Source organism: Anabaena sp. CS-542/02 (genome assembly GCF_028331085.1).
Classification (GTDB): domain Bacteria; phylum Cyanobacteriota; class Cyanobacteriia; order Cyanobacteriales; family Nostocaceae; genus Anabaenopsis; species Anabaenopsis arnoldii.
This window is the reverse complement of record NZ_JAQMTM010000019.1, coordinates 34439-59511: the sequence shown is the minus strand read 5'-3', so window position 1 is coordinate 59511 and position 25073 is coordinate 34439. Positions and strand designations below refer to the sequence as shown.

The window sequence follows — 25073 nt, the reverse complement described above, 5'->3', positions numbered from 1 at the left end:
GGTGACTTTGTTATTCTTTGACATGGACAGGCAAGATGTATGGCATACGCTATGCTACCCTATTAGCCCCAGTTACCATCCTAGAGGAAACCGTCGATTCTCTTTTCTAAATATTGACCAATCATCAATTCCTCTCCAGCACGGGAAATGATTGTCTGTCTGGTGCGGTATTTACTACCAACTAGTTTTAACTCCTCCTCAAACACTGACCCGTTGTACTCAGTTCTCAAACTGAGTGTTTTCGGGTTGGATAAGTAATATTGGGCTGTGACTGGTTTGACTGTAGCAAAACCGCGATTGCGATACAAGGTATTTCCCAAAACTCCAAATAATGTGGAACCTTGAGATTCTTTTTCGGATCTGAGGACATCTGTAGTTTCCCAGGTAACTTGAGCGCCACAAATTAAACTCACCGAATCCCCTAAATTGTGGATATGACCCAGGTTTTGTAATTCATCACATCCTGATTCTAAAAACCGGATGGTGATTAAACTTTGTATTTCCTTGGTTTTACCTTCCGGTAAGGTATAGTAGCGTCTTTCAGAGCGCCACTGACCGACTGATTCTCGAAAAAACTCTGCAATCTGGTACTCGTCAGCGGTTTGTGCAAGTTTGAGGGGTGATGTCACTGTTAATTATCCTCGCCTATGGCTGCGCGACACAAGCTATCGCAAAAACTTATCTCTTTTATATTATAAGAGGATAAAAGACAATCTTTCGTTAAGAAAATTAATATAAATTCAGAGGTATTAGTTAATTTGCTAAAAAATGTATGTTTGTGTAAAATAAGTTTCATAGTTTTATAAGTTGGAATCACCACTAAAAATTGCTAAAAGTCCTAATAGGAGAGGTTAATGTCACCCACAATTGGCGATTTGAGATGGAAAAACCTGGCAAAAATCATCAGTAATGCAGTAAAAATATATACTTTAAATATCAGATTACCAAGTGCAAAAAAATATTTACGCTTGCACTGGCAAGATAATGGTAAATACTTTATTAACTGCGATAGCGCAGGGTGGCGTAAGCCATAAGTAAAAAATAAAACTAAACAAGCTGTCAGAGTCACCGTATAGATTCGTGAAAATATGCATAAGTTAGTAGAAATATACAGTCCCTTTCCACAAAAAACTGTCTTTATTGAGCAAATATCATGATTTTGGCGGTAAAAATCTGTTTTAAAGCCACCTATAACGGCTCCTTAAACCAATTAATTCATCCCCAATTGTCAAAACCTTCTCTTCCTGCTCCCTTCTGGGTTGCATTACTACTAGGTGTGGGATTATTAACGACTAGTTGTGGGGAGATACCCAAAGAATCTGCTCACGCTCAATCTCAGCAACGTCGTGAAAGACAAAGCAGTAACAATCCTACACCTGTAGATGTAGCGATCGCCCGTACTGATTCATTAAGGGTTCAAGCAACTTACACAGGGAATACCACACCATTTCAGACAATATCATTGCGATCGCAAGTAGAAGGAAGACTATTGGCTTTGAACTTAGACGTAGGCGATCGAGTAGAAAAGGGATCTAAGGTGGGACTCTTAGATGATACCTTGCTATTAATAGCGTTAAGACAAGCAGAAGCGGAACTAGCAGCCCTGAAATCAGAAGTAACCAAGGCAGAAACTCAAGTAAGTAATGTCCGTGCCGAAGTTGAAAGAATGCGGTTAGAATTATCACAAGCTGCGGCTGACTCCCAACGACAACAGGAACTCTTTCAAGCGGGGGCGATCTCCGAACAAACTGCGGAACAATCACGCACCAGATCTCTCACCGCAGCCCAGTTATTAAGAGCATCTGAAGAGCGGGTACGTACAGAACAGCAAGCCGTCACCACAGCCCAAGGTAGAGTAACTGCGCAACAAGCGGTAGTCGCTCAATTTCAGGAACGTAGATCCTACTCTCGCTTAATCTCCCCCATCACCGGTGTGATTACACAAAGAGTCACAGAACCAGGTAATCTTCTCCAACCAGGTAATGAAGTTTTACAGATAGCTGACTTTAGCCGTGTAAAAATCATAGTCCAGGTTTCCGAATTAGAACTATTCCAAATTGAAGTAGGACAGTCAGCACAAGTCAGTTTAGATGCTTTCCCCAATGCAACCCTAGTAGGTAGAGTCACACGCATCTCTCCAGCGGCTGATACAACAGCTCGCTTGATACCAGTAGAGGTAGTGATTCCGAATAACGACAACAAAATTAGTAGTGGACTCTTAGCAAGAGTCAAATTTGAACCCCAGTCATCACAGCGAGTAGTGGTGTCTCAATCAGCTATTCAAAAAGACTCAGACGAGAGCAACAGTCAAGTATTTATAATTACAGAAACAGAAGGTAAAACCAAGGTGACAGCCCGTGCTGTTACTTTAGGTAACAAAGCCGATGGTAAAGTAGAAATTTTATCTGGCTTACAACCGGGTGATCCCTATGTTGTTCGAGCCGCTCGGCCTTTAAAAGATGGTCAAGCTGTAGTTCTTTCAGTTTTGTCAGAAAAAGCTAAGTAAAATTGGGACGCAAACTTAAGCAATAATACATAGACAGATGTAATCGGAAATTTTGGACTAGGAATTGATGAAGCTTCTTTTATCGGAGATGAGCAATAGATGCAAGAAATACAGAAAGGCGGATTTAGTATCAGTAGTATTTCTATCCGGCGACACATTGCTACACTGATGTTAGCTCTAGCTGTATTCGTATTAGGGGTATTCTTTATTATAAAATTACCCGTAGATTTACTACCATCAATTACCTATCCCCGAATTGGTGTGAGAATAGAAGCACCGGGAATCTCTCCAGAGGTAGCAATTGATGAAATTACAAGACCGTTAGAATCAGCCTTTTCGTCCACAGAAGGTGTACTACAGATTTTTTCTCAAACTCGCGAAGGAAGCGTGAGTTTAGACCTGTATTTTCAACCAGGGGGCAATATTGATCAAGCACTAAACGATGCTACAGCCTCCTTAAATAGAGCTAGAGGGAGATTACCAGAGAGCATTGAAACACCGCGTTTATTCAAATTCGATCCTTCCCAGTTACCAGTTTATGAATTTGCGTTAACCTCACCCTCTCTACAAAGCCTAGATTTGCGGGTTTTTGCCGAGGAAGAACTAGCGCGTGAACTCGGTGTTGTCCCCGGAGTGGCGGGGGTAGAGGTATCGGGAGGGGTGAAAGAAGAAGTCAGAGTTAATCTTGATTTAGACCGTTTACAAGCTTTGGGTGTGGGTTTGACAGATGTCCTGGATGAACTGAGAAACCGCAATCAAGATGTTGCTGGGGGTCGGCTTTTAGGGGCTAATTCTGAGCCATTGACTCGGACTGTGGGGCGGTTTCAAAATGCTGATGAAATTAGAAATTTGTCTTTTGAAGTCCGTTCGGTACCAGATAATAATAGTCAGACGCTCTTATCTGATCGTCGCGTTTATTTGCGAGATTTTGCTCAAGTTATTGATGGTTCTCAACAGCAGCGCATCTACGTTTTACTGAATGGGGAACCAGCTGTTAAACTCAGTATTCAAAAACAACCGGATGCTAATACTGTTAATGTTGTTGATGCTGTCACAAAACGTTTAGAACAACTCGAAGCATCGGGTGTATTTCCTGAAGGGACAATACTCACATCTACCTTGGATGAGTCAAAGTTTATCCGCAATTCCATTTCTAATGTCGTTACGGCCGGGTTGATGGGTACGGCGCTAGCTGCTGTCGCAGTTTTGCTATTTTTGGGTTCCCTGCGACAAACTTTTATTATTGTCATTGCTATTCCTTTAGCTAGTTTAGCTGCCATTATCTTAATGGGAATATTTGGGTTATCTCTCAACATTTTTAGTTTGGGTGGTTTAGCTTTGGGGGTGGGAATTGTGGTGGATAACTCCATTGTTATGTTGGAGAATATTGCTCAGGGTGCAGGTATGACTTCCGGTAAGGACAGTAAAACTCGCCTGAATTCCCATGAACTTATTCAACAAGCTCAAAACAGTAGTCAAGAAGTAGAGTCGGCTTTAATTGCTTCTACCAGTACAAACTTAGTGGCGGTGATGCCGTTTTTGCTTATTGGCGGCTTTATATCACTACTGTTCAATGAGTTAATTCTCACTATCAGCTTTTCTGTGGCGGCTTCCATTTTGATTGCTGTAACTATTATACCTATGCTCACGTCACGGACTTTGGCATGGCGATTTTCTAGTGGGTTGAGTAAGTTTTGGTTATTACAAGCATTTAACCGCCGCTTTTATGCAGCGACAAATGCATACGGGCGATTTTTGTCTGAAGTGTTGCGCTGGCGATTTTTAACAGTTGCGATCACTATTGTAGTTTTTGGGGGTGCTAGTTTGTGGATGGCTCCGCAAATTCCCCAAGAAATCCTCCCGCGCATTAGTACAGGACAAGTCAGATTAAATGCTCAGTTTCCATCTGGTACGACTCTAGAAACCAACCGCAAGGTTATGGCTATGGTGGATGAAATTCTCCTCAAGCAACCGGAAACTGAATATGTCTTCTCTACCGCTGGTGGCGCGCTTTTCGGCACAAATGTCAATGCTAATCCCCTCAGAGGTACTAGCACTATTACCCTCAAACCGGGTACTAATGCTGAAGCCTACATAGAAAGAGTTACCCAAAACATTAACCAGCTCAACCTAGTAGGAATTCGCCTCCGCCTTTCCCCTGGTCAGGTGCGGGGCTTAATTCTCAGTAATTCTCCAGCACGTGGTGCTGATATTGATGTTATTCTTCAGGGTAAGGATACACAGAAGCTCGATCAAGCTGGTGGAGAGGTACTAGCTGCTTTGGAACAGCAAGCTACTTTAGTCAGATTTCGTCCCGAAACCGATGACCGTCAACCAGAACTGCAAATTCTTCCTGACTGGGAAAGAGTTGCAAACTTGGGCTTAACCACGATCAAGATTGGCGATACAATTCAGACGGCTATTTCCGGTAGTGTTCCTACCCGACTCCAACGCGGTAACCGTTTAGTGGATGTGAGGGTACAGTTAAATGAAGCATCCATCCAAGAGGTGTCTCAATTGCAAAGATTACCTTTGTTCGTGAATAATAACCGTCAGGTGCGACTGATGGATATAGCTACAATTACTAAAGCCGAAGCTCCTGCGGAGATTCAGAGAATTAATCAGCGTCAGGTAGTGATAATTCCCGGTAATTTGACTGAGGGATCTAATCTCAGTGATGCTTTTACCCAGGTAGATAGCATATTGGGCGATATAAGTTTACCTGAGGGTGTGAGCATTTTACCCAGTTCTGCCGCTGCATCTAATCAGGAACTACAGAACTCACTGCAACTATTAGGTGGATTAGCTAGTTTTCTCGTCTTTGTCGTCATGGCAGTGCAGTACAATTCACTCATTGACCCCCTGGTAATTATGTTAACAATTCCTCTGGCTTTGGCCGGAGGCATTTTTGGTCTTTACATCACCAATACAGCCATTGGTGCTACTGTCATAGTCGGCGCGGTATTATTGGTGGGTATTGTTGTTAACAATGCCATCATCATGGTAGAACTAGCGAACCAAATTCGCCAAAGGGATAAAGTTGGTAGGAAAACAGCAATTTTACAAGCTGCTCCTCAACGCTTACGTCCAATATTAATGACTACTATTACTACGGTTTTAGGGATGTTTCCCTTGGCGCTGGGAATTGGTGAAGGTTCAGAATTTCTTCAACCATTGGGTGTGGTTGTGTTTTCTGGTCTGTCTTTGGCTACATTACTCACACTGCTGATCATTCCTTGTTTTTACAGTATTGCCGAAGATTTATGCAATTGGCGGCGCGGAAAGCCAATTTTCATCGATATGGGCGGACGGAAGAAAAAGTTCTGATGTTGAATTAATCAAGATTTTGCTCTGAATAAGTAGACTGAAAGAGGATGATCGCTTTATGATTAGTGATTGTGAGTTTTTAAAGCAGAAACACTATGAACGCTCAAGAAATTATCCGCTCCATTGAGGCGGAACAACTGAAGTCGGATTTGCCCATCATCTATGTGGGCGATACTGTAAAAGTCGGTGTGAAGATTCAGGAAGGACAAAAGTTTCGCGTACAACCCTACGAAGGGGTGGTGATTGCTAAACGTAATGGTGGTATTAACGAAACTATTACAGTCCGCCGCGTGTTTCAAGGTATTGGTGTAGAGCGGGTATTTTTGTTACATTCTCCCCGCATTGACAACATTAAAATCATCCGTCGAGGTAAAGTCCGCCGTGCTAAACTTTACTACTTACGCCAACGTGTAGGTAAAGCTACCAGAATCAAACAACGGTTTGACCGTGCCTTGTAGATTTCGGCTAAAGTATGGCAGAAAATTCGACAATCAAGCGGCATTTGCCGCTAATTTCCCCGACAAAAAAAAAGGTGACATAATGGAGAAAATGCGCTATACTAAAAAAGGTTCAGCGCAATGACTGAATCCAAGCCACTTTGTGCGCTCTTAGTTCAGTTGGTAGAACGCAGGTCTCCAAAACCTGATGTCGGGGGTTCAAGTCCTCCAGGGCGCGCTTGAAAGGAAAAAAAACACACCCCGGAAAAACAGCATTCCTGCTAAAATGGCAGATGGATACAGTTATTTCGGGTGTAATTATTTTTTATTTACAGCTTTTTTGCTTCCAGTAAGATGGAATGAAAATGAGCAGGGTGTACCTTATATTGAGAAAACGGGGGTAAAACGACAGTGGCCAAAAAAAATGAGGCAGAAATGCCAGGAAACACCAATGGCTTCAGTTTAGCCAACTTCTTTCAGGGTACGAAGGAAGAACTGGAAAAAGTGGTTTGGCCTAGTCGAAAGCAACTAGTGAGCGAATCAGCAGGTGTACTCTTAATGGTCACACTATCTGCATCTTTGATATACTTGGTCGATGGATTGTTCGGTTGGGTCGCACAACAGGTATTCGCACAACAGGTATTCTGATGACTTCTGCAACAGACGAACCATATCACTCAGCTTTACATCCTGAGGAAACAGCAGAAACGGCGCTTAATGAAGCACGTTGGTATGCAGTACAAGTAGCCTCAGGCTGTGAAAAACGCGTCAAGACAAATTTGGAGCAACGTATCCACACTTTTGATGTATCTGACAAAATTATCCAAGTGGAAATTCCCCACACGCCAGCGGTAAAAATCCGCAAGGATGGTAGTCGTCAGCAAACAGAGGAAAAGGTTTTTCCTGGTTATGTGCTAGTGCGAATGGTAATGGAAGATGACACTTGGCAGGTGGTACGAAATACCTCCCATGTAATTAATTTCGTGGGAGCAGAACAAAAGCGTGGGGGTAGCAGAAGCCGCGGTCACGTGAAACCAGTACCTTTAGGTGCATCAGAAGTAGAACGGATCTTCAAACAAACTAGTGAACAGGAGCCGATTGTTAAAATTGACATGGCTACTGGTGATAAGATAGTCGTGCTTTCAGGTCCTTTTAAAGACTTTGAAGGTGAGGTGATTGAAGTCAGTCCGGAGCGTAGCAAATTAAAAGCCCTGCTCTCGATTTTTGGGCGAGATACACCAGTAGAATTGGAATTTAATCAGGTAGAAAAACAGAGCTAAACAGAAATGGCGAAGAAAGTAGTAGCGGTCATTAAACTGGCCCTGAATGCTGGAAAAGCCAACCCAGCACCACCAGTGGGTCCCGCATTGGGTCAACACGGTGTGAACATTATGATGTTCTGCAAGGAATACAATGCCAAAACAGCAGACCAAGCTGGAATGGTAATTCCTGTAGAAATTTCGGTGTTTGAAGATCGGAGTTTTACATTTGTACTCAAAACACCACCAGCATCAGTACTGATTCGCAAGGCAGCGAAAATTGAAAGAGGCTCTAATGAACCCAACAAAAAGAAAGTTGGGTCAATTACAAAAGCTCAACTGCAAGAAATTGCTCAAACGAAATTGCCTGATCTCAACGCCAATGATATAGAAGCGGCGATGAAGATTGTGGCAGGTACTGCGAAGAATATGGGCGTGACCATCGCCGAGTAAATAAAAAAAACTTATCGGGGGAGAGATTTAGTCTCGCAAATTACCCCAGGAGATGAAAATGGGAAAAAAAATATCGCGCCGTTTGCAGGCGCTGCTAGAAAAAGTAGAAGATAGGGAGTATGGGCCATTAGAAGCTTTGAGTCTGCTCAAAGAAACGGCAACAGCTAAGTTTCCTGAAGCAGCAGAGGCGCATATCCGCCTGGGTATTGACCCCAAATATACAGACCAACAACTGCGGACAACGGTAACACTGCCCAAAGGTACTGGACAAACTGTGCGGGTGGCGGTAATTACTAGAGGTGAAAAAGTTGCCGAAGCTAGCAATGCTGGTGCCGATCTAGTCGGCTCTGATGAGCTGATTAACGAAATTCAACAAGGTATGATGGATTTCGACAAACTAATTGCCACACCAGATGTGATGCCACAGGTGGCGAAACTGGGTAAGTTACTAGGTCCTCGTGGTCTGATGCCATCTCCTAAGGGGGGAACGGTAACATTTGACTTAGCAAGTGCGATCGCAGAATTCAAAGCGGGTAAATTAGAATTCCGAGCTGATCGAACTGGTATTGTCCATGTTATGTTTGGTAAGGTGTCTTTCTCGCCGGAAGATTTGTTGGTAAACTTAAAGGCGTTGCAAGAGACTATCGACCGTAACCGTCCTTCGGGAGCTAAAGGTCGTTATTGGCGAACAATTTATGTAGCTTCCACTATGGGGCCATCAATTAAAGTCGATATCAATGCTCTACGGGATTTAAAAGTCGCTGAAGTAGCTTAAAGGGTATTAGAGACTAGAGAAGAGAAAAGATAGTTGAAATCATCCATTTCTCCACCTGAGTCAGGACTGTACTCCTCCCAAAACTAAATAAGCCAAGCCGGAGACAGCAGGAGCCATTGGCTCAAATATCCTGCCGAGGTTAAAGCTCTAATTACCACGAATTACTACCCATTAAGGTGTAGATATCGAGGTATTAAAAGTTTTCCTGTCAAACCCCGGCTAGTATAGCTGGGGTTAATTGTTTTGACTGGCTGATAGTAAAAGCAAAAAATACCCGGACGGGAAGAAACAAAGAAATTCGGCGCACAAAGAAATGGTATTAACATTTTTGAATTGGCTGCTCTCGAATTCACACCTGTGAACAAAAACCCGCAGGAGGTAAAACCGACTTGAATCTAAATAAGTAGATTTAAACAAGTTTTACTTAGTCGAAAATTAAGATTTTGCCCTTGGAGGTAAAACTAAGCATGGGTAGAACGCTAGAAAATAAAAAAGAGATAGTAGCTGATCTCAAAGAAACTTTGAGTGAGTCAACTTTGGCACTAGTAATTGATTACCAGGGGTTAACAGTTGCTCAGATTACCGACCTAAGGCGGCGCTTACGTCCAAGTGGCGCTGTTTGTAAGGTAACAAAAAATACCTTTATGGGTATTGCCATTGAGGGTGACGAGAATTGGCAACCACTTTCGGGATTGCTTCAAGGTTCTTCTGCCTTTTTGTTGGTTAAAGAAGACTTTTCATCCGCAATTAAGGCTTATCAAGACTTTCAGAAAGCCACCAAGAAGACAGAACTTCGTGGTGGGGTTATGGAAGGTCGCCTGCTCAAGGAAGCTGATGTCAAGGCTTTAGGAGACTTGCCATCCAAGGAGCAACTCATGGCACAAATTGCCGGAGCTATCAACGGATTGGCTACCAAACTGGCTGTGGGTATTAACGAAGTTCCCAGTTCTTTGGCTCGTGCGTTGCAAGCTGTGGCTGACAAAGACCAAGGTGACAGCGCTGAAAGTGCGGCTGAATAAAATTCGTCGATAGCGGAGCGTGGCGTAAGCTACATTACACCAAATTTTGCCTTCATTCACTAGGCAAAAACATAATTTAGATTACAGGAGTTATATCAATGTCTGCTACAACTGATCAAATTCTCGAACAATTGAAAACTCTAACTCTGCTGGAAGCATCTGAGTTAGTTAAGCAAATTGAAGAAGCCTTCGGCGTGAGTGCTGCTGCACCTGCTGGCGGGATGATGATGATGGCTCCTGGTGCTGCTGTTGCTGCTGAACCAGTGGAAGAAAAAACCGAGTTTGATGTGGTACTAGATTCCGTTCCTGCTGACAAGAAGATTGCTGTACTCAAGATTGTACGCGAATTGACTGGTTTAGGTCTCAAAGAAGCAAAAGATCTGGTGGAATCAGCACCCAAAGCCGTCAAAGAAGGCATTGCTAAGGATGCGGCTGAAGATGCTAAGAAGCGCATCGAAGAAGCCGGCGGTAAGGTAACCATCAAGTAACTAACATTGCTCCCCCATGGCTACCGCTTGCGTAAGCCATACCTTTGTTTTTAGGGACTTTCAGACAAAGCCTGCACAAGCAGGCTTTTTTTAATGTAAATCAGCATCCCAAACGCCAATGTAAATCCGATCCTGTTGATTGCGTTCAATCACACCTTTTAGTTCACCAACATTAAAAGGTTGTCGTGTACTTTGGCGATCGCGTACTTTTTGCAGTTTTTGGTTGATATCATCCTTAAAATTACCACCCAAGATCCCCTTTAATGTTGTTTGCATGATTTCAGGATCCACAGATTGGGTAAAAGATACTTCAGTTTGGCGCAAAACTCCGGTTTTGCGATCAAATAAGTAACCAAGATCAACATTTTCATCTAACTGATAAAGAAAAGCGCGAGTATTCCATAACCCGTTGGAAGTTCTAGTGGGTTGACCTAAAACTGCTTTAACAGTCTGTTGAGAAGTTCCTGTAGGAAATGCTGGTACTCCGGAAATTTTGCTGTTGCTAGGAGCCCCATCTTGGTTTTGCTGTGGGGGTGGTGGTGGGGTTTCTGGAGTGAGTTTAAATCTGGCAGTTACTTGGGGCTGTGATTGTACAGGTACTACCGACTCTACAGGAGGTTGCAGAGTAGATGCTGTGTCAGCAGGTTCCTTAGGTAAGGAGTTTGGTAAAGAAGTCGGATTGATGTCAGTTGATTCGGAAAATGGTCTGGGTTGTGATGATGTCGTCAGAGATACTTCAGGTTGTTGTTCACGGGTAAGGCTAGAAATTGCCACCCCACCTATGACGCTACCCAACAATAAACTAGCAATAATTACAACAGGTTTTTGCCAGATGCTGGTAGGAATAGTTGGCAAAGAAGATATTGCCTGGGTTTGGTGAGTTGATAATATTTTTTTAGGACTAATATGTACTGTGGCGGTAGTCATAGAAGACTGTTGGGCGGTATCACTAGCAGATTTTAAAGCATAGAGCATTTTACTAGCGGTGCTATAGCGATCGCTCACATGGGGCTGAATTGACTGATTAATTACCTGTGCTAAATGTGGCGAGACGTTGGGGGCTAAATCCACCCAGAGAATTTCCCCAGTTTGGGGGTGTGTTGCTAATTCTGATGGGTGTTTCCCAGTCAATAAATAAACCGCGGTCAAGCCTAGGCTGTAGATATCACTGGCGTAAACAGGTCGTCCTATAGCTTGTTCAGTGGGCATATATCCAGGGGTACCAATTACCATAGAACGACTCCCTGGATGGGGGGAACTGGCCACAGAACGGACGGTTTCTTTAACTGCTCCAAAATCAATTAAAACTGGCTTATTATCCCTCGAACGCAGGATAATATTATCTGGCTTGATATCCCGGTGAATAATACCTTGACTGTGAACATAAATTAGTATCGATAGCAAACTCAAAAGAATTTCCCGCACATTGCTTTCAGTTTGACAACCCTGACTTTCCACAATGTCAATCAAAGTTTGTCCCTGAATCCATTCTTGCACCAGGTAAAATTCTCCATGCTCACAAAAGTAAGCGTAGAGTTCAGGAATCTGGTCACTACCCTTCCCCAGAATTTCTAAGGTTGCTGCTTCTCTCTCAAACCTTTGTGTAATCATTTTATGATTGTTTGGGTTAATGACTGTTGGTTTGAGTTGTTTAATTACGCACCTGCGTTGGGAAGGTAGATGGGTGTCTTTTGCTAAGGAGGTTTCTCCAAACCCACCAGCACCCAGGACTTGAATCACTTGATAGCGATTATTAAGTAGCGTTTTTGTCATGGAAATTTATAAGCGATCGCCTTTTAGGAGTTTAGGTTAGATACATGATAAAATCTTAATTTAATCGATTTCTGATATGCAGCGCGTTTTATCTGAGTAGGTACAAGGGCGGGCACCGATGCCTACCCCACAAGATTTATGATATTAAGGTGTGTAATTTATTTACTGGAACAGTGCTGTAGATATAGCATTTCCTATGCTCGTGAGGTACAAAGTTGTTTAGTTCCAGGGAGTAGGGAACAGGGAATAGGCAATTGATGTGTATTTCATTAGCCTGGAAAAGGCTTTATTTAATGGATTGGAGTTTATGAAAGAAGTCGGGGATCTAAAAGACGGGGCTATCAGAAGTTCTCCCATGTATTTTAGGTGTAAGTTAGCTTTCTGTTGATGAGATGCTAGTAGGGAAATACCCACATGAGGACTGTGGGGCGGGGCGGTAGGTTGGCTGGTGCTTTTTTTGGGGACTTGTGGTGTGTTTGGCTGTGTGGCGTAAGTTATGGTTTACTTTAAATCTAGTAATCCTTGTTCTTTTAACTTAGGGTTAAAGCGCAAATTCTCTTGTAAACCACGGTTTTGTAAGAGTAGTAAAATTTCCCCTTCTACTCGCCGGGCTATATTTTTGACTAATTTAGTTTGCGCCAATTCATCATTGGCTGGATGGTAATATTTTTCTTTTTCTTCTGGTGTCATTAGTCCTATGACGTTAATAGGTTGTGTCCAGGCTTGCTTGTTATCTCTATTTCCCAAAGGAAGGCTGCTATTTTCCTCTATCCAGGCTTGTTGAATGGTTTCTAAGTTTGTCCGGTTGGGAAGTTCAATAGTTTGTGCTTTCACCCAATAACATTGTTGTGGTTGACGTACTAAATGCTGTTTGATGGATAGGTAAATATCGCGTGAATATCCCACAAATTGCAGTATTTTTGTTTGGTTGAAGATAGCGTATACTCCTATTTTACCGGAGAAAATTGCGGGTAGTTGGCCATTTTTATCAATATAAGGAATATATTCTATATCGGCTAAAGGGGTAACTTTTGTGACGTTAGTCATGGTCTTAAACAGGGAACAGGGAACAGGGAATGAGAACCGGGAACACACAAAAAACAATAAAATCCAGTCCCCCCTTACAACGGGAGGGTTAGTGGATGGGTTCTAAGAAACCAGGGGTTATAAACCCCTGTCTGATAGCTTAAGTTCTAAGAAACTAGGGGTTATAAACCCGTGTCTGATAGCTTAAGTTCTAAGAAGCCAGGGGTTATAAACCCGTATCTGATAGCTTAAGTCAGATGAATCTGACTGGAGGGTTATGTGTTTGTTAGGCGATCGCTGCTAGGGTGTTGAAAGGCGAAGGGTGGCAAAGTGGGTTCTAAGAAACTAATCATGATTTTCCCAACATTGTTTTAAAACCTAGGATTTTTTACAAAAACCGCGATAGCGAGGCGCTGATGGCAGCAGATTGCGCCCACGGTCTTAAAAGTCAACACTTTTCCTAATAATCATCTTCCTCTTCATCGATATCTTCCTCATACTCCTCTTCGTCTTCGATCAAATCATTAACTATATCATCAGCAATCAGGTCATCCTCTTCATCCAAAGTTGATTTCTCGGAACGGCGAACACCAAAACTCCCGTCTCCTAATCCTGAAACATCGAGGTTATAACTGCGCGCTGTACGGTCATCTAACACCATATCCAGCGGGTCTTCTACGTCATCTAGTACACCGTTATTCTCTAAGGTTGCATATTCATCTAACCCTGGGGATTCTTCATAGGTGTTGTAACCAGTCCCGGCTGGAATCAAGCGCCCAATGATCACATTCTCTTTTAACCCCCGCAGCCAATCAGACTTACCCTCAATAGCTGCTTCTGTCAATACTCTAGTGGTTTCTTGGAAGGAAGCTGCAGAAATAAAACTGTCAGTGTTTAAGGAGGCTTTGGTAATCCCTAACAGTACGGGCGTATATTGTGCTTTCGCGCCTCCTGTAATTGACATAGCCTCGTTCACCTGCTCTACCTGTCGCAGTTCCACTAACTCTCCAGGAAGCATTGTAGTATCCCCACCATCATCAATTCTGACTTTGTTGGTCATCTGGCGGACAATTACTTCAATGTGCTTGTCAGCGATATCAATCCCCTGGGACTGATACACCATCTGTACTTCATTGACTAAAAAGGTCTGTACTTTTTGCAAAGCATGACTAGCACAGGCATAAATACCTTCTTCTGAACCTAGACTAAAGAAAACTTCTAGTATTTCATGGGGATTAGAAGGTCCATCGCTGAGTGGTTCTCCAGCTGTAACAGCCCCTCCATCTGGAATCATTAAATTTTGTCCTGGTCCTAATGAGTATTCAGTGACTACTCCATTTGCTTCAACCACTCTACCTGCGATCGCCTCATCCCCATCACCATAAACCACTTGCAACTCCCCAGAGCGCCGAGCTAAAATACAGGCCTCTTTAGGTTTACGAGCCTCTAGTAATTCTTCAATCCGGGGCAAACCTTGGATAATATCCCCAGTCTTCGCCCGTTCAAACACTAGCAAGACCAAGTTATCTCCCCGTTGCACTAAATCCCCATCTTCCACTTGTAAAACAGCCCCCGGACTCACACGGTAAGGGCGACCCACCCGGATATAAACAGCATATTCTTGCCCAGCCAGAGCCGAATCCTCACTAGTGGCAGCAGTTGTCTTTTTCTGAACCACAGAGGTAATCTGCCCTGATTCCTGGGCAAACACCCCCGGAGCTAGCTCCGCCCCTTCTACTAATAAGTCACCTTTTTTGACTTTGGGTTGGCTACGGCTGCTTACCACTACCTGGTCAAGATCACGCAAAACCAAACAGCGCCGCACTGATTCTAGGTCTTCCCTCACCCCCCGGACAATTCCGCCCTCTTTGGCAAGAATTTTAGTACGCGCAACCACTGACCCAGGGGCAATGCAATCTCCATCCTCCACTTCTAAGCTAGTTTCTGTACTCCCTTGGGTAGCATCCGCTGCTATATCCCGCCGCACTACTAAAGATTCCAGGATTACTAACTGCAAACGCTGTACCGCTGGGTTTTCCGCATCTTGTATTAACTCAATGTCGGCAGCTAAGGGAGAAGTACTATGGTCTTGTTCCCCGTCTTGTTCAATCTCCAAAACTAACTGGGTGCGTAAAAGTTCCACCCCTTCCACGGACTTAACACGTTCAGAATCTTTATAAGGCAAACGCTGCACTGCCCGCATTTGTATGGAGCGCCCAGTTTGTTGGCTAATAGATGTTGTTGAAGGAACATCTGGATGATTAGGTACTGAAAACTCTATGACTGGACGGCTTAATAAAGCGGGTCCTTCGGGAGTTTCTACATATTGAATGTAGCGTAACTCGGTTGCTACAGCGCCGCGAAACTCCTGACCGGGGTGGACAAAGGTATTATCCACTTCCATAATTTCCTCTAAATCCCCAGGGTCAGCAGTGGTGAGTCCCGCATCCATGAGCAGCAATTCACCGGGTTTAATCACTACTTCCCGGAGGATATCGTTTTTCTGAGTGATTTCTATCACCCCGCTGGTTTGACAGAAAATATCTTTAACAACTTCGGTACCAGCCTCTACAAATTGTCCATCTTCTACTAAAAGTAGGGAGATATCTTTGTTAACTTCGTGGGTTTCTTCGGGAATCCACAAAAGAGTACCGCCTTGAGTTACTTCATAACCCAGTTTGGCTTTACCTTTCTTCTGAACCTCGATACCGGCGAATTTCAGAAACCCGCCTGTATTTGTACGATAGCGGTCATCAATTAGTTCAGCTACTACTTGACCATTTTGAACTTTTGTGCCTGGGGTCGTCCGTAGGTTAAAAACTTGGTTATTGCTAGTTGTAATTAAATAGTGGTTACGTCCTTGGGAACTTTCCACGGTGACTGTAGCTTGGTCTAAGACTACAGAAGCTGTGATGATTTCAATTTCCCTAGCGTTCTTTCCTGGGAGATTTTCCGGTAACCGTACCACACCCCCATGCTGGGTAGTTAACTTGGTTTCTGCTAAAACTCCCGTTTCTGAAATTCGGTCACCATTTTTTACCACCAATTCCGCCCCCGGTGGTAAGTTATAGACTTCTCCAGATAATACCCAAATTAAACCACCCCTGGCTGCGGTTGTGGTTGTGTTTCCTTGGCGGTCTGTCTTTTGTTCGGGTACGACTTCTGCAAATAACACTTCACCGGCTAGGTCTGAAGCTACGTCTTTTACTGCTTTTTCTGTATTCAAGCGGGTTGTTCGTCCACCTAGAGCCACTTCTGCGAGTAATTGACCGATTTTTACTTGCTGACCATTTTGGACATATAAAGTAGAGCCTTGGGTAACGTTGATTTCCTGGGCGACTTGGGTTTCGTTGTTAACTGTTGACTGTTGACTGTCTAAGTGTAAATGAATGACTCCATTGGCTTCAACATATAAAGCGTCTTCACCGTGTCTGGTGCGATAAGTCCGGGTGCGGAGTTTCCGGGGGAACCGGATGATACCGTCACCTTTAGAACGAACTTGCTGGGCTACTTCACCGGTGAATACACCCCCGGTGTGGAAGGTACGCATTGTTAATTGTGTCCCTGGTTCCCCAATACTTTGGGCTGCAATAATGCCTACGGCTTCCCCTAAGTCTACCATTTTGGCGTGGGCTAAACTCCAGCCGTAACAATGTTGACACACAGAACGGGCAGCTTCACAGGTTAAAGGCGATCGCACTACCACCTCAGTCACCCCGGCTTCATGGATTTTATCCGCCAATTCATCGGACACAGGAGTATTCCGGGGAGCAATTACATTCTTTGTTTCGGGATGCACCACATCCTCAGCAATTACCCGCCCTAGCAACCGTTGAGACAGAGGAATCAAAATCTTACCCCCTTCTGTCATCGCCCGCAAAGGAATACCCCTAGTAGTACCGCAGTCAATTTCCCGGATAATTACGTCTTGGGAAACATCCACTAACCGCCGGGTTAGATAACCAGAGTCCGCTGTTCGTAGAGCCGTATCTACTAACCCCTTACGCGCACCATAGGAAGAAATAATATACTCAGTCACCGTCAGACCTTCACGGAAATTAGTCTTAATCGGTAAATCAATAATTTCCCCTTGGGGGTCAGCCATCAAACCCCGCATCCCGACCAACTGGCGCACTTGGGAAATATTTCCCCGCGCCCCAGAGAAAGCCATCATATATACAGAATTGAGAGGGTCAGTATTCTTAAAGTGGACGACCACCTCATCTTTGAGGGCTTCACTAGTTCCGTTCCAAGTATCAATTACTTTTTGGAACCGTTCCACCTCGGTGATTTCCCCCCGTTGATAGCGGTTTTCTGTGGCTCGGATTTCCTCTTCTGCGGCTTCCAATAGCGATCGCTTAGTGGGAGGAATCATCAAATCATCCACACTAATAGAGATCCCCGCTTTAGTCGCATAGCGAAACCCCAAATCCTTCAACTTATCCGCCATCACCGCAGTCCGTGCAGTCCCATAATAGGTAAACGCCCAAGAAATTAACTTTCTCAATTGACCCTTATCAACTACCCTGTTACGAAAAACAGCCTGTTCCTTAGTCATTATTAGTAATTCCCTATCTTGTAAAAGTCAACACCCAACAGTCACCCGTCAACAATTTAGACCGCCAAAGCCTCCTGAATCGCTTTGTTATAAATCACCCGACCGGGAGTAGTGCGGACATATTGAGAGATTAAATTACCTTGGGCATCCTCTCTGACTCGGCGATATTTATACATCACAGTCCGTGTGCCATCACCATTTTCCGTCACTTCCAGAGGTTCTACATCGGGCTTCTCTGTTTCCACATCCCCATCAAAGCGAACATAAATATAACTGTGTAAATCAACCTGTCCTTGATGGAAAGCCATAATCACATCATCCAGGGAGGCATAATACCGGCCCGCACCCTTAGTCGCCCTAGGATTTTCAGCAGTTAAATAATACGCCCCCAGCACCATATCCTGACTAGGGGTAATAATCGGCCTCCCCGTAGCCGGAGATAAAATATTATTAGAAGCCAACATCAACAACCGCGCCTCTGACTGACTTTCTAAAGACAAAGGCACATGTACAGCCATTTGGTCACCATCAAAGTCAGCATTAAAAGCCGGACAAACTAAGGGGTGTAACTGAATCGCCCTACCCTCTACCAACACAGGCTCAAAAGCCTGAATACCTAAACGGTGGAGAGTAGGCGCTCGGTTTAACATCACCGGGTGTCCCTCAATTACCTCCTCCAGCACATCCCACACACTAGGGTCATTACGAGAAATCAACTTTTTCGCAGCCTTAATGTTGTTCACCATCCCACTGCGGATTAATCGATTAATCACAAAGGGCTGAAATAGTTCTATAGCCATTTCCCTAGGTAAACCACACTGGTGGATATTCAACTTTGGACCCACCACAATTACCGAACGTCCCGAATAATCAACCCGCTTCCCTAACAAGTTTTGGCGGAAGCGCCCTTGTTTACCCTCAATAATGTCAGACAGGGACTTGAGAGGGCGATTATTTGCCCCCACTACAGTCCGACCCCGCCGACCATTATCAATCAAAGCATCAACTGCCTCTTGCAGCATCCGCTTCTCATTCCTCACAATAATCTCCGGTGCCAAAATCTCCTGCAACCGCGCCAGCCGATTATTGCGATTAATCACCCGGCGATACAGATCATTAAGGTCACTAGTAGCAAACCTCCCCCCATCTAACTGCACCATGGGGCGTAAATCTGGCGGAATCACGGGAATCACAGACATAACCATCCACTCTGGTTTAGAACCAGTGGCGATAAAATTATCAATGACTCGCAGTCGTTTAATCAACTTAGCTCGTTTTTGACCCTTAGCCCCTGCAATTGCCTCCCGCAGGTTTTCGGCTTCTTGTTCTAAGTTAATATCAGCTAATAAACGCAGCAAGGCTTCTGCGCCAATCCCTACTTCTACCCCTTGCAGTGTCGAATCTTCGCTGTAAATTTGGTCTTCAATTTCTAACCACTGGTCTTCACTAAGCAACTGCTTATAACTTAAAGTTTCCGCATTACCAGGACTAAGCACCACATAGGAATTGAAATACACAATCTGCTCCACATCCCGTAAAGGCATATCCAGCAGTATGGAAATATAGCTCGGAATACCCTTGAGATACCAAACATGAGCCACGGGTGCTGCTAGTTTTATATATCCCATACGGTGGCGACGTACCCGCGACTCTGTCACCTCCACGCCGCAGCGTTCGCAAACAATCCCACGATGACGAACCCGTTTATACTTACCACAGTGACACTCCCAATCTTTAGCTGGGCCGAAAATCCGCTCGCAGAATAAGCCATCCATTTCTGGCTTAAGAGTACGGTAATTAATAGTCTCAGGTTTAGTCACTTCCCCCACCAACTGACCATTAGGTAGGGTGCGCTCACCCCACTGGCGAATACGTTCTGGTGACGCTAAACCGATTTTGACATAATCAAACTGGTTAGCTTGAATAGCTCTCATGATAGCGATATCCTCATAGTTCCGGTGTTCCGGTGTTCCGGTGTTCCCTGATTCAAACAAATATTGTTGACCTGTGACGGTGGTCGGTGGTCGGAGTCGAACCGTTGACCAACACTTCCCTTAATCTTCCTCTAAGGAGTCGCGAGTCAAAGACTCATAGGTAGGACGGGGGGGAGTACGTCGGACAGATTGATCCGCCATTAAATCTACTTCCACATCTAAGGAAGTACCGTCAGATTGAGTCTCAACTTTATGGACAGCGATATCTAAACCTAAAGACTGCAACTCCCTCATTAAAACCTTGAATGATTCAGGAGTCCCCGGGCGAGGAATTGACTTACCCTTGACGATCGCATTTAAAGCCTCGTTCCGTCCCTGCATATCATCAGACTTGACTGTTAGCAACTCCTGTAAGGTATAAGCTGCGCCAAAAGCCTCCAACGCCCAAACCTCCATTTCCCCAAATCTTTGCCCACCTTGTTGAGCCTTACCCCCCAAAGGTTGCTGAGTTACCAAAGAATATGGACCAGTGGATCGGGCGTGAATTTTATCATCAACCAAATGTACCAGCTTGAGAATATAAGCCACCCCTACGGTAATCGGTCGGTCAAAAGCTTCCCCAGTCCGACCATCAAACACCATAATTTTACCGGGATTCTCAGGGTTATACACCCAGTCCTTGCCAGTCTCATCCCGCGCCTCCTGTAACTTTCCATGTACCAAAGTCCGGGAGGTCTCTTCACCATACATTTCATCAAAAGGTGTAATTTTAAACCTCACACCCAGGGTGTGAGCAGCCCAGCCCAACATACACTCAAACACCTGACCTACATTCATCCGGCTAGGTACACCTAAAGGATTAAGCACAATATCCACAGTAGATCCATCGGCCAAATAGGGCATATCTTCCACAGGTAAAATCCGGGAAATAATCCCCTTGTTTCCATGGCGACCCGCCATTTTATCTCCCACCTGAATTTTACGCTTCTGGGCTACATAGACTCGTACCACCATATTAGCGCCTGGTGGTAACTCATCACCTTGTTCTCTTGTAAATAAACGGACATCAACTACCCGTCCCTTTTCCCCATTGGGAACCCGCAGGGAGTTATCCCGTACATCTCGCGCTTTTTCCCCAAAGATAGCCCGTAAAAGTTTTTCTTCTGGTGGTTGGTCAGACTCACCCTTTGGCGTAACTTTTCCCACCAGGATATCTCCAGACTCCACCCAAGCACCAACCCGAATAATTCCCTGTTCATCTAGTTGACGTAGAGCATCTTCCCCCACATTGGGAATTTCCCTAGTAATTTCTTCCGGACCGAGTTTAGTTTGTCTGGCCTCAATTTCATATTTCTCAATATGAATCGAGGTGTAAATATCATCCTGGACTAATCGCTCCGAAATCAAAATCGCATCCTCGTAGTTATAACCCTCCCAGGGCATATAAGCCACAATGATATTTTGACCCAACGCCAACTCCCCGCCTTCAGTAGAAGAACCATCCGCAAGGACTTGACCCGCGACCACACGCTCACCAATCCTCACTAGAGGCTTTTGGTTTAAACAAGTATCCTGATTAGACCTTTGGTATTTAGACAGGCGATATTTAATCTCTGGAGAGTCATGGAAAGGCTTAACCCGAATTTCTGTCGCATCCACATAGCTAACCTCTCCGTCTGTGCGGGAAACGATCACCATTCCGGAATCCCTTGCACCTTGAGCTTCTAAACCAGTACCGACCAAAGGGCGCTCTGGCTTTAACAGTGGTACAGCTTGGCGTTGCATGTTGGAACCCATGAGAGCGCGGTTAGCGTCATCATGTTCCAAGAATGGAATCATGCTTGTGGCTACTGAAACGATTTGCACTGGGGAAACTGCTACATAGTCCACTTGTTCAGGGGTTGTAGTTGCCCAGTCTTGGCGATAGCGCACAGGTACAGCTGGCCCTCTAATGTAGCCATTTTCATCTAAAGGTATATCGCCGGTGGCAGTCCGCAGGTCGTCCTCTTCATCTGCGGTCATATACACTGGAGGTAAATCAAAGCGTACCCGACCATTTTCTACAGGTCTAAAGGGGGTTTCTAAAAATCCATATTGGTTAACCCGTGCATGGGTAGCTAAGGAACCGATTAACCCGGCGTTGGGTCCTTCTGGTGTTTCAATGGGGCAAATTCTGCCATAGTGGGAAGGGTGAATGTCTCGTACTGCAAACCCAGCCCGTTCACGTGTTAAACCTCCTGGACCGAGTGCGCTTAAGCGGCGTTTGTGGGTCAGTTCTGCTAAGGGATTGGTTTGATCCATGAACTGGCTTAGTTGACTGGATCCGAAGAATTCTTTGATTGCTGCTACTAATGGCTTGGGGTTGACTAGGGAGGCTGGGGTTAAAACTTCGGCATCAGATACTGTCATCCGTTCACGAATAATCCGCTCTAGGCGGTTTAACCCCACTCTTACTTGGTTTTGTAGCAGTTCACCGACACTTCTAACCCGACGATTGCCTAGGTGGTCGATATCGTCGATATTGCCGATGTCATATTCCAGATTAATTAGATAGTCTACAGCTGCTAAAATATCTGTGGGAGTTAATACGCGGGTAGTATCAGGAACAGACAGCCTTAATTTTTTATTGAGTTTATACCGACCTACGCGACCAAGGTCATAACGTTTAGCATCGAAGAACCGGGAATCTAGTAGCTGTTGTCCCCCTAGAACCGTAGGTGGTTCACCGGGGCGCAACTTCCGGTACAACTCCATCAGAGCTTCCTCTTCGGAAAATTGACCTTCTTTCTCAATAGTTTTTTGGAAATATTCGGGGTGGCGCAGGGCATCAAATATTTCGTTGTCGGATAAGCCTAGGGCTTTTAATAGCACTTGGACTGAGAGCTTGCGGGTTTTGTCGATGCGTACCCAAACTAAATCATTTCGGTCTGTTTCAAATTTTAGCCAAGCCCCCCGATTAGGGATTAAGCTAGCTGAATAGGTACGTCGTCCGTTTTTGTCTATTTCTGATTTGTAGTAAACTCCGGGCGATCGCACTATTTGATTAACGATTACCCGTTCGGCTCCATTGATGATAAATGTTCCCCGGTCTGTCATTAAAGGCAAGTCGCCAATAAATACTTCTTGTTCTTTAATGTCTCCTGTTTCTTTGTTTAGTAGGCGTGTGGGTACATACATTTGTACAGCGTAAGTACTATCACGCCGTTTTGATTCTTCAACACTGTATTTTGGCTCTTTGAGTTTATAGTTATGTCCTAAAAAGTGTAATTCTAGTTTGCCTGTGTAGTCTGTGATTGGACTAAAAGAATTTAGTTCTTCTATCAACCCTTCTTCTAAAAACCAGCGAAAACTTGAGCGCTGGATTTCAATCAAGTCGGGTAATAAAAAGGCGGATTCCATATATTTATCTGTAGTCATGCCATTACCTTTGTCAACCTGGTTAAAGTTTATTGGACGCTGCTAGTGTTTGATTTTTGCGTGTTCCCTAATTCGGAGTATTATGTCTATTACTCTTAGGAATACCTGTTTCTTTATCGATACTTATTGATGGTTGACCATTGGCTGCTGTTGTAAGCAAAGTCACTAGTGGAAGTAGAACTACTAAACCAGTCATAAAATCTAAACATCCGCTTGTAGAGACGAGGGGATAATTAAGTTGATAACATGACAAAATCAAGCTTAAGAGTTGTTAGTTCCGTCCTTTTTGATTATGGTTTATTCAAGTTTTGGATGGATTCACCTAGTGCATAACTTTGTCCTGGGGGAGTTAGACTTTAATCGGATCCGCCTCCCACACAGAAAGGGAGGAATTTTACTAGGGGCGGACTTACCAACATCCCCGTTTATGGTAAGTGCTATCTATGTTTCACCTCTGGGAACCCGGTCACCCCTGCTAATCCAAATAACTCACAAGCATTTTCAGTAGTTTGAGCAGCAATAGCTTCTAATGTCTCCCCACGCAAATCGGCTAATTTTTCCGCCACATAACGAACATAGGCTGGCTCATTCCGCTTTTCACCCCGTTTAGGCACGGGGGACAAAAACGGACAGTCTGTTTCTACTAGTAGGCGATCTCCCCTGACCATTGCAGCGGAAGCTTGGATGGCTTTAGCGTTTTTGAATGTTACTGTCCCGCTAAAGCTAATATAGAAACCTAGGTCTAGAAACCATTGAGTTTCTTCTGGTGTTCCACCCCAACAATGCATGACACCTCTGGGGACTTCTCCCATGCTTTCTCGCCACTGTAGCAATATTTCCCTCACTTCCCGTGCGGCATTACGAGAATGGATAATCACTGGTAAATTGAGTTGGGTGGCGATCGCCAATTGTGCTTCAAAGACTATGCGCTGCGCTGCATAGTTATCTGCCTTATAGAGATCCATACCCATCTCCCCAATGGCTACCACCTTCGCTTCAGAACTAGCCAAAGATTTGATTTGCGCAGCTGTATTGCTTCCCCACTTGTCAACATCCAAAGGATGTAAACCAACAGAGAAGCTAAGTTCTGGTAACTGGTGCGCTAGGGATTGGATGCCGGAAAATTCTGATGGTTCGACGCACGAATGTACTAGACGCACCACACCTGCTTCTTGCCATCGCGATCGCACTCCTCCTAAATCCCCCTGGAACGTATCAAAATTCAGATGGACGTGAGTATCAATTAAAATTAGACCACCCGTAGGCGGGAGGCTAGCATTGTCCTTTTTGCTCATGAGTCCTTATGTCGCAATGCCAAAGGCTACCCTTATGCTAGTTCGGTTTTTATGATTCCCTGACCAGTAATCAGTCAGAGTAGCTGATTACTGATAGAGTAGCGTGGCGCAAGCCATACACTTGAACTACTCAGCAGATGCTGGGGTGAGTGGCTTCAGTTTCCGAGCTAGCCTTGATTTTTTTCTAGCGCCATTGTTCGGATGTAGAACACCGCGCTTGACTGCTTTATCAATTTTGCTAACAGCCTCCGACAGCCGCACCTGTACCTCTTTCTCTAAATCTGAGTTAGGATTAGCTGCATAGACATCTACAGCGCTAAAGTATTTTTTCATCAGCGTTTTTACTGCTGATTTGTAAGCTTTGTTCCGCAGACGATTGCGTTCTGCGATTTGGGCGCGTTTAAGAGCAGATTTTGTATTCGCCACGGTCAATTCCAGAAATACTATTAATATGTACACACACTACTAGACTTACTAATATAGCACTCATAGTGCCAATGTCAGAATTTATCAAAAAAAACTTTTTCTATGGCTAACGGCACGCTATCGCTATGGGCAGTAGAGAGTGGCAAGTAGGATTAGGACTATGAAACAGACAGGGGTGAAGCTATTAAGCCATTTATCCGGAGTGTAGTCTGCTGCGTCACTCCACAAAGCCTCATGATCAATTAAAGTATCCTTGACAACTTTACCGTTGGCGTGTACTCATTGGCTAAAATGCGTTAAAATAAGGTACTCATATATATAGCGGTAAGCGGGAAACTCAGCGGCTTTAGCCCTGAGAGGGAAGCGACTTGGTGGTTAAA

18 protein-coding genes, 1 tRNA gene and 1 other annotated feature are annotated in these 25073 nt (G+C 44.4%); of the genes, 11 read left to right on the top strand and 8 right to left on the bottom strand.

The window, feature by feature from the left end; genetic code table 11:
* Positions 1 to 80 precede the first annotated feature (80 nt).
* Entirely contained in the window at positions 81 to 629 is a 549-nt protein-coding gene (locus PN447_RS01810; protein ID WP_271760320.1) for a phycobiliprotein lyase, read from the bottom strand.
* Positions 630 to 854: 225 nt separating this feature from the next.
* Between PN447_RS01810 and PN447_RS01805 the strand changes: the two genes are divergently transcribed.
* The 11 genes from PN447_RS01805 to rplL all read left to right on the top strand — a co-directional run bounded on the left by PN447_RS01805 (position 855) and on the right by rplL (position 10264).
* The gene (locus PN447_RS01805; protein WP_271760319.1) at positions 855 to 1034 is read left to right on the top strand and encodes a hypothetical protein; all 180 of its coding nucleotides are present in this window, start codon (positions 855 to 857) and stop codon (positions 1032 to 1034) included.
* Positions 1035 to 1153: 119 nt separating this feature from the next.
* Positions 1154 to 2506, top strand: a complete 1353-nt coding sequence (locus PN447_RS01800) for an efflux RND transporter periplasmic adaptor subunit (RefSeq protein WP_271760317.1) — start codon at positions 1154 to 1156, stop codon at positions 2504 to 2506.
* Between the two features lie 99 nt (positions 2507 to 2605).
* Positions 2606 to 5833, top strand: coding sequence for an efflux RND transporter permease subunit (locus PN447_RS01795; RefSeq protein ID WP_271760315.1), 3228 nt, complete (start codon positions 2606 to 2608; stop codon positions 5831 to 5833).
* 95 nt (positions 5834 to 5928) lie between these two features.
* Positions 5929 to 6291 carry a 50S ribosomal protein L19 gene (gene rplS / locus PN447_RS01790; protein ID WP_271731724.1) on the top strand — a complete coding sequence of 121 codons (363 nt, stop codon included), beginning with the start codon at positions 5929 to 5931 and terminating at the stop codon, positions 6289 to 6291.
* Positions 6292 to 6435: 144 nt separating this feature from the next.
* Positions 6436 to 6508, top strand: a tRNA-Trp gene (locus PN447_RS01785).
* Between the two features lie 173 nt (positions 6509 to 6681).
* Positions 6682 to 6918 carry a preprotein translocase subunit SecE gene (gene secE / locus PN447_RS01780; RefSeq protein WP_271760313.1) on the top strand — a complete coding sequence of 79 codons (237 nt, stop codon included), beginning with the start codon at positions 6682 to 6684 and terminating at the stop codon, positions 6916 to 6918.
* Entirely contained in the window at positions 6918 to 7550 is a 633-nt protein-coding gene (gene nusG / locus PN447_RS01775) for a transcription termination/antitermination protein NusG (RefSeq protein ID WP_271760311.1), read from the top strand. Before secE ends, nusG begins: the two co-directional genes overlap by 1 nt.
* A 6-nt stretch (positions 7551 to 7556) precedes the next feature.
* A complete protein-coding gene (gene rplK / locus PN447_RS01770; RefSeq protein ID WP_271731721.1) occupies positions 7557 to 7982 on the top strand; it encodes a 50S ribosomal protein L11 in 426 nt (141 codons plus the stop codon).
* Positions 7983 to 8040: 58 nt separating this feature from the next.
* A complete protein-coding gene (gene rplA, locus PN447_RS01765) occupies positions 8041 to 8757 on the top strand; it encodes a 50S ribosomal protein L1 (protein ID WP_271760309.1) in 717 nt (238 codons plus the stop codon).
* 79 nt (positions 8758 to 8836) lie between these two features.
* Positions 8837 to 9006 (top strand) — a sequence feature (ribosomal protein L10 leader region).
* Positions 9007 to 9224: 218 nt separating this feature from the next.
* The gene (gene rplJ, locus PN447_RS01760) at positions 9225 to 9776 is read left to right on the top strand and encodes a 50S ribosomal protein L10 (protein ID WP_271731719.1); all 552 of its coding nucleotides are present in this window, start codon (positions 9225 to 9227) and stop codon (positions 9774 to 9776) included.
* 98 nt (positions 9777 to 9874) lie between these two features.
* Entirely contained in the window at positions 9875 to 10264 is a 390-nt protein-coding gene (gene rplL, locus PN447_RS01755) for a 50S ribosomal protein L7/L12 (RefSeq protein WP_271760307.1), read from the top strand.
* A 90-nt stretch (positions 10265 to 10354) separates the two neighbouring features.
* Here the strand turns inward: rplL and PN447_RS01750 are convergent, their stop codons facing one another.
* The 7 genes from PN447_RS01750 to rpsT form a co-directional block, all read right to left on the bottom strand.
* Positions 10355 to 12037 carry a serine/threonine-protein kinase gene (locus PN447_RS01750; protein ID WP_271760305.1) on the bottom strand — a complete coding sequence of 561 codons (1683 nt, stop codon included), beginning with the start codon at positions 12035 to 12037 and terminating at the stop codon, positions 10355 to 10357.
* Between the two features lie 501 nt (positions 12038 to 12538).
* Positions 12539 to 13084 (bottom strand): GIY-YIG nuclease family protein, encoded by a 546-nt coding sequence (locus PN447_RS01745; protein WP_271760304.1) that lies wholly within the window; start codon positions 13082 to 13084, stop codon positions 12539 to 12541.
* A 439-nt stretch (positions 13085 to 13523) separates the two neighbouring features.
* Positions 13524 to 17621, bottom strand: coding sequence for a DNA-directed RNA polymerase subunit beta'' (locus PN447_RS01740; protein WP_271760303.1), 4098 nt, complete (start codon positions 17619 to 17621; stop codon positions 13524 to 13526).
* A gap of 56 nt (positions 17622 to 17677) precedes the next feature.
* Positions 17678 to 19555, bottom strand: coding sequence for a DNA-directed RNA polymerase subunit gamma (locus PN447_RS01735; protein WP_271760302.1), 1878 nt, complete (start codon positions 19553 to 19555; stop codon positions 17678 to 17680).
* Positions 19556 to 19675: 120 nt separating this feature from the next.
* Entirely contained in the window at positions 19676 to 22972 is a 3297-nt protein-coding gene (gene rpoB / locus PN447_RS01730; RefSeq protein ID WP_271760301.1) for a DNA-directed RNA polymerase subunit beta, read from the bottom strand.
* Between the two features lie 437 nt (positions 22973 to 23409).
* Positions 23410 to 24267, bottom strand: coding sequence for a TatD family hydrolase (locus PN447_RS01725; RefSeq protein WP_271760299.1), 858 nt, complete (start codon positions 24265 to 24267; stop codon positions 23410 to 23412).
* 126 nt (positions 24268 to 24393) lie between these two features.
* A complete protein-coding gene (gene rpsT / locus PN447_RS01720) occupies positions 24394 to 24693 on the bottom strand; it encodes a 30S ribosomal protein S20 (protein ID WP_271760297.1) in 300 nt (99 codons plus the stop codon).
* Positions 24694 to 25073 lie beyond the last annotated feature (380 nt).

What these genes read in the sequence shown, in the direction of transcription:
- PN447_RS01805 (WP_271760319.1), top strand. Translation starts at nt 855, where the DNA reads ATGTCACCCACAATTGGCGATTTGAGATGGAAAAACCTGGCAAAAATC.
- PN447_RS01800 (WP_271760317.1), top strand. Translation starts at nt 1,154, where the DNA reads ATGATTTTGGCGGTAAAAATCTGTTTTAAAGCCACCTATAACGGCTCC.
- PN447_RS01795 (WP_271760315.1), top strand. Translation starts at nt 2,606, where the DNA reads ATGCAAGAAATACAGAAAGGCGGATTTAGTATCAGTAGTATTTCTATC.
- rplS (WP_271731724.1), top strand. Translation starts at nt 5,929, where the DNA reads ATGAACGCTCAAGAAATTATCCGCTCCATTGAGGCGGAACAACTGAAG.
- nusG (WP_271760311.1), top strand. Translation starts at nt 6,918, where the DNA reads ATGACTTCTGCAACAGACGAACCATATCACTCAGCTTTACATCCTGAG.
- rplK (WP_271731721.1), top strand. Translation starts at nt 7,557, where the DNA reads ATGGCGAAGAAAGTAGTAGCGGTCATTAAACTGGCCCTGAATGCTGGA.
- rplA (WP_271760309.1), top strand. Translation starts at nt 8,041, where the DNA reads ATGGGAAAAAAAATATCGCGCCGTTTGCAGGCGCTGCTAGAAAAAGTA.
- rplJ (WP_271731719.1), top strand. Translation starts at nt 9,225, where the DNA reads ATGGGTAGAACGCTAGAAAATAAAAAAGAGATAGTAGCTGATCTCAAA.
- rplL (WP_271760307.1), top strand. Translation starts at nt 9,875, where the DNA reads ATGTCTGCTACAACTGATCAAATTCTCGAACAATTGAAAACTCTAACT.
- PN447_RS01750 (WP_271760305.1), bottom strand. Translation starts at nt 12,037, where the DNA reads ATGACAAAAACGCTACTTAATAATCGCTATCAAGTGATTCAAGTCCTG.
- PN447_RS01745 (WP_271760304.1), bottom strand. Translation starts at nt 13,084, where the DNA reads ATGACTAACGTCACAAAAGTTACCCCTTTAGCCGATATAGAATATATT.
- PN447_RS01740 (WP_271760303.1), bottom strand. Translation starts at nt 17,621, where the DNA reads ATGACTAAGGAACAGGCTGTTTTTCGTAACAGGGTAGTTGATAAGGGT.
- PN447_RS01735 (WP_271760302.1), bottom strand. Translation starts at nt 19,555, where the DNA reads ATGAGAGCTATTCAAGCTAACCAGTTTGATTATGTCAAAATCGGTTTA.
- rpoB (WP_271760301.1), bottom strand. Translation starts at nt 22,972, where the DNA reads ATGACTACAGATAAATATATGGAATCCGCCTTTTTATTACCCGACTTG.
- PN447_RS01725 (WP_271760299.1), bottom strand. Translation starts at nt 24,267, where the DNA reads ATGAGCAAAAAGGACAATGCTAGCCTCCCGCCTACGGGTGGTCTAATT.